This window comes from Campylobacter concisus (genome assembly GCF_902460875.1).
GTDB lineage: Bacteria > Campylobacterota > Campylobacteria > Campylobacterales > Campylobacteraceae > Campylobacter_A > Campylobacter_A concisus_AA.
In genome coordinates, this window is record NZ_CABPVR010000016.1 from 1 (window position 1) to 7,458 (window position 7,458).

Sequence of the window (7,458 nt, forward strand, 5' to 3'; positions counted from 1 at the left end):
GCTATTATCTGTTACAATTCATGAAATAGCTGGGTTTTGGCCATTTCAAGTAAAGCCTAATGGAATGCTCTTTTTAACGAGCATAAGGCAGAAGTTGTAAATACATTTGTGGGCGAAAAATATATCCAGCACAATCCTGGCTTTAAAGATGGTATGGATATCATTTCTAATTTGTAAAAAAAGTAAAATTTCAAATAAATAAAAAAATGCAAGTAAAACGAAAAATATACAAATCTTTTCAATACGAGAAAATGAGACATAGCTTGCGAGCTAGATTGTTCTTTTTAGTCGTAGCAGTCGTGATTTTGGCAATCGAAATTTATATAGCAGTTTTTGTCAAAGGTGGCTTCGTGCGCCATTACTTGGGTGATGTGCTAGTTACGGTGATGCTTTATGCATTTGGACGAGCCATGTTTAAAACTACACCAAAAATTTTAGCATTTGAAATATTTGCTTTCTCACTATTTATAGAAATTTTACAATACTTTAAAGTACTTGAAATTTTAGATATTCATAATTTAATAATACGCATAGTCTTTGGCGGAACTTTTGACGTTAGCGACATCGTATGTTACGCGTTGGGCTGCTTACTGGCTTATTTGATTGATGTCATTTGCTTTCTGCAAAAGTATAAAAGTCCAAAGATATAGTGATAAATTACAACTTTATTTTTAAGTATAAAGAAGGAGCTAATCATATTAAAAACTCCAGCAAATTTATCCGTTTATTTTAGCTCACCCCAGTTTTTGGCGATATTTAGCGATGTTTTAAGTGGCACATTTAGCGTGTAAATTTCCTCCATCGTCTTTTGTGTTGCCCTGCCAAATTCCTGTGCAACCTCGTCTTTTACTTCAAAGATAAGCTCGTCGTGGATCTGAAGTAACATTTTTGCATTTTCATCTAAATTTGCTCTAACTTTTACCATCGCCATCTTAACTAAATCTGCCGCAGAGCCTTGAAAGACTGTATTTACCGCTTCGCGCTCAAACATTGCTATTTGCATAGGTGTGGCACTTTTAAAGTCAAAGTAGCGCCTCCTGCCAAGTAGTGTCTGCACAAAGCCATCATTTTTAGCTGAAATTTTTATGCTCTCTAAAAACTCTTTTATCGTCTCAAACGCCTTAAAATAGCGCTCTATATACTCTTTTGCCTCTGCTCTTGTGATATTTACTTGATTTGCTAGTTTGCTTGAGCCCATGCCATAAATGAGGCCAAAATTTATACTCTTTGCCACGGCTCTATTTTGCCCGTCGCTGCTACCAAATATGCTAATAGCCGTCCTTGCGTGGATATCCTCATCATTTTTAAACGCCTCAAGAAGTGCAGGATCACGGCTAAAGTGAGCTAGCAGTCTAAGCTCGATCTGGCTGTAGTCAAGCCCCACAAAGCTATACCCATCGCGCGCCTCAAAGCACTCTCTGACGTCCTTTGCGAGGCTGCCACGAGCTGGGATATTTTGCAAATTTGGATTTTTACTTGAAAGCCTGCCAGTGCTTGTGCCAGTTTGCAAAAAGCTTGTGTAAATTCGTGAGCCCTCATCCTTTTTCGCAAGCGCTAAAAGTGGCTCGCAGTAGGTGCTTTGCAGTTTGTAAAGCTCTCTGTAAGCTAAAATTTTCTCAATCACTGGGTGAGCGTCTATGAGCTCAGCTAGCACGCTCTCATCGGTGCTATAGCCAGTTTTTGTCTTCTTTTTGGTTGGAAGCTTTAAGTGCTCAAAAAGTATGACGCCAAGCTGTTTTACTGAGTTTATGTTGAAATTTTCGCCGCTTAGCTCGTAAATTTCACTTGTTAGTGCCTTTAGTTTGGTGTCGTTTTCAAGGATAAGCTTTTGCATTTTGGATTCATTTATCTTGATACCGTTTTGCTCCATGTCAAAGAGCGTGAGGATAAAAGGAAACTCGTGCGTATCGGCAAGGGCTAGTAAATTTTTATCAAGCGTGTTTAAAAAAGTTTTATAAAATTTAAGCGTTATCCAAGCGTCCTCGCTCGCGTATTTGGCTGCATTTTCTAGCGGCACATCGCCAAAGGTCTGCCCCTTTTTGACCATATCTTCAAATTTTATCGTGTCGTAGTCGTAGAGCCTCTTTGCCAGTGCATCCATGCCAACGCTTGAGTTTGGATCGCTAAGCCAAGCAAGGATCATTGTGTCTTTAAAATTTGCTGGAGGATTTAGACCTAGGTTGTTTTTCACAATCTCAAAGTCATATTTTAAATTTTGTCCGATCACGCAGCCTTTGTAAATTTGACCTATCGCCCAATTGGCAAATTTTAGGCTAATTTGCTGCGGCGCACCAAGGTAGTTGTGAGCAACCGGCACGTAGTAGGCGTCCTCGTCGTTAAAGCAAAAGCTAAAGCCAACGATCTTTGCACTCTTGCTATCAACGCCGGTCGTCTCCGTGTCAAATGCGACGATAGTTTCAGGCGTGATGTCAGCAAGTAGCTTTTCAATGCTAGCCTCATCAAGGAGTAAATTTGCTCTAAAGCCAAGCTTAAATTCGGCATTTTCCTCTTTTTGCAAGCTCTTAAGAAGCCTATTTAGATCGTACTCTTTTAAAATTTCTGAGATATTTATCAGAGGATTTTGCTCTGGAAATTTTGAGTGCTCAAGATCAAGCGAACTAACTGCATCATCAAATAAAGTGGCTAGTTTTTTGCTCAAAAATGCTTCTTCTTTTGCGGCAGCAAGCATATTTTTAGTGCGCTCGTTTCTAAGAAGAGCTAAATTTTCATAAATTCCCTCTAAGCTTCCATACTCGGCCAAAAGCTTCTTAGCTCCCACTGCGCCGATACCTTTGACACCTGGGATGTTGTCTGAGCTATCGCCTGCAATCGCTAGAAAGTCCCTTACTTGAGCTGGATAGATGCCATACTTTTCAAAGCAGCTTGCACTATCATGATCGATCTTGCTTTGTGGGCTGTAGATGCTCACTTTGCCATCTTCTATGAGCTGATAGAGGTCTTTATCGTGGGTGACTATTCGCACAAATATATCTTTGTCTTTGCAAAATTTAACTGCACTTGCGATGATGTCATCGGCCTCATAGCCCTCGCGGCTAAGGCTGTAAAGCCCCATTTTTTCTATCATATCTATGCAGACTGGAAGCTGTTCTTTTAGCTGAGCTGGCGGCTCGTTCCTATTTGCTTTGTAATCACCTAAAATTTCGTGACGTAAGGTCTTGCCTTTGCTGTCAAGTGCAAAGATGAGATAGTCGCTTTGGTATTCATCCTTAAGGCTTGCTATAAAATTTGCAAAGCCACTTATCATTCCACTTGGCTTGCCCTCGCGGTTTTTAAGTCCGCTCATGGCGTAGTAGAGCCTAAAAAAGAAACCAAAAGTGTCAATAATCGTAAGTGTTTTCATTTTTATCCTTTGCGTAATTTTATGAAATTTAGGCAAAAAATAGGCTGATTTATAAAAATTTTTGATATTATGGCGGACATTACAAATAAAAAATCACAAAAAAAAGCTTTGAGGTCATGAAAAAAATAGTTTTTTTACGTATCAATCCAAATGCAGTCGGTGGTGCCGAACGCTATTTAAGAAGGCTTACTAAAGCCCTAAAAGACGTAGGTATAGACACATCTATACGCTCATATCTAGGAGAGGCTAGGATCTCATCATGGAAAAAGGCTTTGAGATTTAACGCACAGGTAAAACGCCAGAAACAAAGCGATGAGGTATATTTTAGTTTGGAGCGAGTAAGCTGTGCAGATATTTACAGAGCAGGGGACGGCGTGCATAAAATTTATCGTGCCACAAAGCCATTTTGGTGGGTTAATCCTCTAAATTTTGTCTATCCGTATCTAGAAAAACGTTGCTTTAAAAATTCTAAAAAGATAATCGCAAATTCAAACTACATAAGAGAGCAAATCATTTCGGCCTACGGTATCGACGAGTCAAAAATTGTTACCATTTACAACGGTATAAATTTACCGCAAAAAGTGGAAAAGGGCGAAGCAAAACTTAGCGTATGCGAAGAATTTGGACTCGATTACAATTTACCAATTGTGCTTTTTGTCGGAAATGGCTTTAAAAGAAAAGGAGCAAAGGACTTTTTGCTTCTTGTCTCAAAGCTAAAAACGCCAGTAAATGCGCTAATAGTAGGCAAAGATAAAAATTTAAATTCATATAAGAAACTAGCAAAAAAGCTAAAGATAAAGGCATTTTTTACAGGTGAGCAAAAAATGACTGCAAAATTTTATGAAGCAAGTGATATTTTTATATTTCCAACACACTACGAACCATTTTCAAATGTCGTTCTAGAGGCACTTAGCTTTAAAAATATTGTCTTTACAACGGCTCAAAATGGGGCAGCTGAAATTTTAGAAAATCGTTTTGTCATGAGTGAACCAAATGATGAAAGTATACTGGAGCTAGTGGAGCAGGTGCTTAATGATAATGAGATGATGAGAGAGCTGCAAGAGAAGTCATTTTTACTTTCACAAAAATTTAGTATAGAAGAAAATGCAAGCAAAACTCTTGAAATCATAAACGAAGTGCTAAATTTGGAGCAAAAGTGAGAGTGTTTATAGAGCTTCCAACTTGGCTTGGAGACGCTGTGATGGCGAGTGCGGCGATAGAAAATTTAAGTAAAAATGCTAAAAATATTGTATTTTTTGGCTCTTATGTGGCCTGTGAGCTTTACAAATCACATCCAAAGTGCGAAAAAGTAGTTATTGACGATAGTAAAAAGCAAAGCTCAAGATATTTAAGCCTTATAAAAACAGCTAGAAAGCTTGGAAAATTTGATATCGCTATTAGCTTTAGAAGCTCATTTGCTAGTAAATTTTTGCTATTTTTTCTAAAAGCAACGCAAAAATTTTGCTTTAAAAAGAGTAGCGAGAGCTTGCATCAGGTGCAGAAATACCTAAATTTCATAAAGCAATGCCTAAATTTAAAAGAAATTTCAAACGAACTAAAAATTTACTATGAAGCTAAAAAAAGTGAGCAAAAGCTCCTCGTGCTAAATCCAGGTGCTAGCTACGGAAGTGCCAAAAGGTGGTATCCGCACTATTTTGCAGAGGTTGCATTGCACTTTAAAGATGAATTTGATGTAAAGATCACTGGCTCAAAAGCCGAGCTTGAAATTTGCAATGAAATCGAGCAAATACTCTTACAAAATGGTATGAAATGTGAAAATTTGGCTGGAAAAACTAGCATAAAAGAGCTTTGTGAACTAATAGGCTCTATAAAAAATGGTATCTTTTTGACAAATGATAGTGGTCCTATGCATATCGCAGCTGCCTATAAAGTGCCACTTGTGGCTCTTTTTGGACCGACTAAATTTAATGAGACTAGCCCATGGCGAGATGAAAGTGCAAAGATAGTGCACTTAAATTTAGAGTGTATGCCATGCATGAAGCGAGTGTGTCCCATAAAAACACATGCCTGCATGAAGGAGCTTACGCCAAAAATGGTCATCACTGAAATAGAGCTATTAAGAAAGAAATTAAATTTTTGAAATTCTAAAAATATTAAATATATACATACAAAATTAAAAATTTTAGTTTTTATTTGATTACATTTTTACTAAATATTTGACATTGGTTATCAATATAGCTATAATCACGCAAAAATTTTTACTAAGAAGGTATTATGGAGCTAATTAAACATCACATTGATCATGTAATTATTGCGATTTTAGGCATTATGAGTTTTTTTGTACTTTGGTATACGATTGAGCGCATTATTTTTTATTCACGTGTTGATATAAAAGGTTACAAAAGTATCGAAGCGCTTGAAGAGGCACTAACCAAAAATTTAACCACGCTTTACATTATCTACTCAAATGCACCATATGTAGGACTTCTTGGTACAGTTGCTGGAATTATGATCACATTTTATGATATGGGTATGGCAGGCGGGATCGATACTAAAAGCATAATGGTCGGCCTCTCTCTTGCGCTAAAAGCAACTGCTTTTGGACTACTTGTGGCGATACCAACTTTGATGATTTACAATGGTTTTGTCAGAAAAGTAGATGTAATGCTAAATAGATACAAGGCTGAAAATGCGTCTAAATAAAAAAGATGGGTTAAATATTGTCCCATTTATTGATATTATGCTTGTTTTGCTTGCTATCGTGCTTAGTATTTCGACTTTTATTGCTCAAGGTAAGATAGCTATTGATCTTCCAAGTGCAAACAGTGCTGAGCAAAGCAAAGAGGACGATAAAAAAGTAAGTGTAGTAATTGATAAGGATAATAAATTTTTTATAGATGATGTAGAAATTTCTGAGAACGAACTTAAAGATAAGTTAAATGCAGTTGATATAAAGACATTGATCGAACTAAAAAGCGATAAAAATTCGAAATTTGATAGCTTCGTCAAAGTAATTGATATATTAAAAGAGAAGGGCCACGAAAATTTTGCAATCCAAACAATCTCTGAATAAAATTTCAAATTACAGTGGCTTAGCTGTTTCGCTTATAGTGCATGGAGCAGCAGTATATTTTTTGCTTTCACATGATTTTAACGAAATAAAAATAGGTGAGCAAAAACCGATAAAAATAGCTCTTAATTCATTTACTCCAGTGCCACAAGTCTCAGCACCTCAAATAGCGGAGCAAATGCTTACCCCAGAGCCAACTCCACCAGCTCCACCACCACCGCCAGAGCCACCAAAACCTGAGCCAAAGCCAGAACCAAAACCTGAACCTAAAAAGTTGGAGAAACCAAAGCGTGAAATAAAAAAGGTAGAGCCTAAAAAAGAGAAAAAAATAGAGCCCAAGCCTGAACCGGTAATTGCTCAGCCAGTGCAGCCTATTGTACCGCCAGCTAGTGTAAATACAAATTTACCAGCCAATAACAAGTCTATCGCTGCAGCTCCAGTTCAAAATGTAACACCTGAGCTAAATTTATCAAATTCACAAGGTGATGAAGATTTTACAAAGGTTATAATTGCAGTTAAGAGGCATAAAAGTTACCCAAATAATGCAAGGCGTATGAAGCATCAAGGTGTTGTAGAAGTTAGGTTTTTACTCAAGCAAGACGGCAGTATAGATGAACTTAAAGTTAGTAAAAGCTCTGGTTTTGAGTCGCTTGATAATGGTGCTTTAGAAAATATTCAAAGAGCAAGTTCTGAGTTTCCAAAGCCTAAACAAGATCGCTATCTGCGCTTTCCTATTTCATATACACTAAAATAAATTACAAGCTTATTTAAGCTCGTAATTTATTATCTGCTTTGTAGAATTTCTTTTATATTTCAAGCCAAAATAGAAAAACATAACTTATTTTATTTAAAAAAGTGTGTATTTTAAACTTGCTTTAAATATTAAACATGTATAATCTGACTTTCTTTAACGAGTGGTTGGATAGCTCAGTCGGTAGAGCAGCAGACTGAAAATCTGCGTGTCGGCAGTTCGATTCTGCCTCTAACCACCATTAACCTTTCCTTAAACATCAATCATTTTTCTCTTGGTTCTATTAAATTTCGTATTTACAAGGCTTTTATACTA

The 7,458-nt window shown here is 37.0% G+C and carries 7 protein-coding genes and 1 tRNA gene; 7 read left to right on the forward strand and 1 reads right to left on the reverse strand.

The features are described 5' to 3' along the window. Positions 1–251 precede the first annotated feature (251 nt). Positions 252–650, forward strand: coding sequence for a ribosomal maturation YjgA family protein (locus tag F3H01_RS08955; protein WP_223155404.1), 399 nt, complete (start codon positions 252–254; stop codon positions 648–650). A gap of 74 nt (positions 651–724) precedes the next feature. Here F3H01_RS08955 and polA read toward each other — a convergent pair whose 3' ends face one another. Beyond that, positions 725–3,361, reverse strand: a complete 2,637-nt coding sequence (gene polA / locus F3H01_RS08960) for a DNA polymerase I (RefSeq protein WP_149725549.1) — start codon at positions 3,359–3,361, stop codon at positions 725–727. A gap of 116 nt (positions 3,362–3,477) precedes the next feature. Between polA and F3H01_RS08965 the strand changes: the two genes are divergently transcribed. From F3H01_RS08965 to F3H01_RS08990, 6 genes are all read left to right on the forward strand, one after another. Continuing rightward, on the forward strand, positions 3,478–4,521 hold the full coding sequence (locus F3H01_RS08965; protein WP_149725550.1) for a glycosyltransferase family 4 protein: 1,044 nt from the start codon (positions 3,478–3,480) through the stop codon (positions 4,519–4,521). Next, on the forward strand, positions 4,518–5,462 hold the full coding sequence (gene waaF / locus F3H01_RS08970; RefSeq protein WP_149725551.1) for a lipopolysaccharide heptosyltransferase II: 945 nt from the start codon (positions 4,518–4,520) through the stop codon (positions 5,460–5,462). The genes F3H01_RS08965 and waaF overlap by 4 nt, the downstream gene beginning before the upstream one ends. Before the next feature lie 134 nt (positions 5,463–5,596). After that, positions 5,597–6,025: a TonB-system energizer ExbB gene (gene exbB, locus F3H01_RS08975; protein ID WP_021090579.1), complete on the forward strand. Its 429-nt coding sequence runs from the start codon at positions 5,597–5,599 to the stop codon at positions 6,023–6,025. Beyond that, positions 6,012–6,395 carry a TonB system transport protein ExbD gene (gene exbD, locus F3H01_RS08980; RefSeq protein WP_072593836.1) on the forward strand — a complete coding sequence of 128 codons (384 nt, stop codon included), beginning with the start codon at positions 6,012–6,014 and terminating at the stop codon, positions 6,393–6,395. The genes exbB and exbD overlap by 14 nt, the downstream gene beginning before the upstream one ends. Then, positions 6,370–7,146 (forward strand): energy transducer TonB, encoded by a 777-nt coding sequence (locus F3H01_RS08985; RefSeq protein WP_149725552.1) that lies wholly within the window; start codon positions 6,370–6,372, stop codon positions 7,144–7,146. The genes exbD and F3H01_RS08985 overlap by 26 nt, the downstream gene beginning before the upstream one ends. Positions 7,147–7,308: 162 nt before the next feature. Next, a tRNA-Phe gene (locus F3H01_RS08990) sits at positions 7,309–7,384 on the forward strand. Positions 7,385–7,458: the final 74 nt, after the last annotated feature.

What these genes read in the sequence shown, in the direction of transcription:
- exbB (WP_021090579.1), top strand. Translation starts at nt 5,597, where the DNA reads ATGGAGCTAATTAAACATCACATTGATCATGTAATTATTGCGATTTTA.
- exbD (WP_072593836.1), top strand. Translation starts at nt 6,012, where the DNA reads ATGCGTCTAAATAAAAAAGATGGGTTAAATATTGTCCCATTTATTGAT.
- F3H01_RS08955 (WP_223155404.1), top strand. Translation starts at nt 252, where the DNA reads ATGAGACATAGCTTGCGAGCTAGATTGTTCTTTTTAGTCGTAGCAGTC.
- F3H01_RS08965 (WP_149725550.1), top strand. Translation starts at nt 3,478, where the DNA reads ATGAAAAAAATAGTTTTTTTACGTATCAATCCAAATGCAGTCGGTGGT.
- polA (WP_149725549.1), bottom strand. Translation starts at nt 3,361, where the DNA reads ATGAAAACACTTACGATTATTGACACTTTTGGTTTCTTTTTTAGGCTC.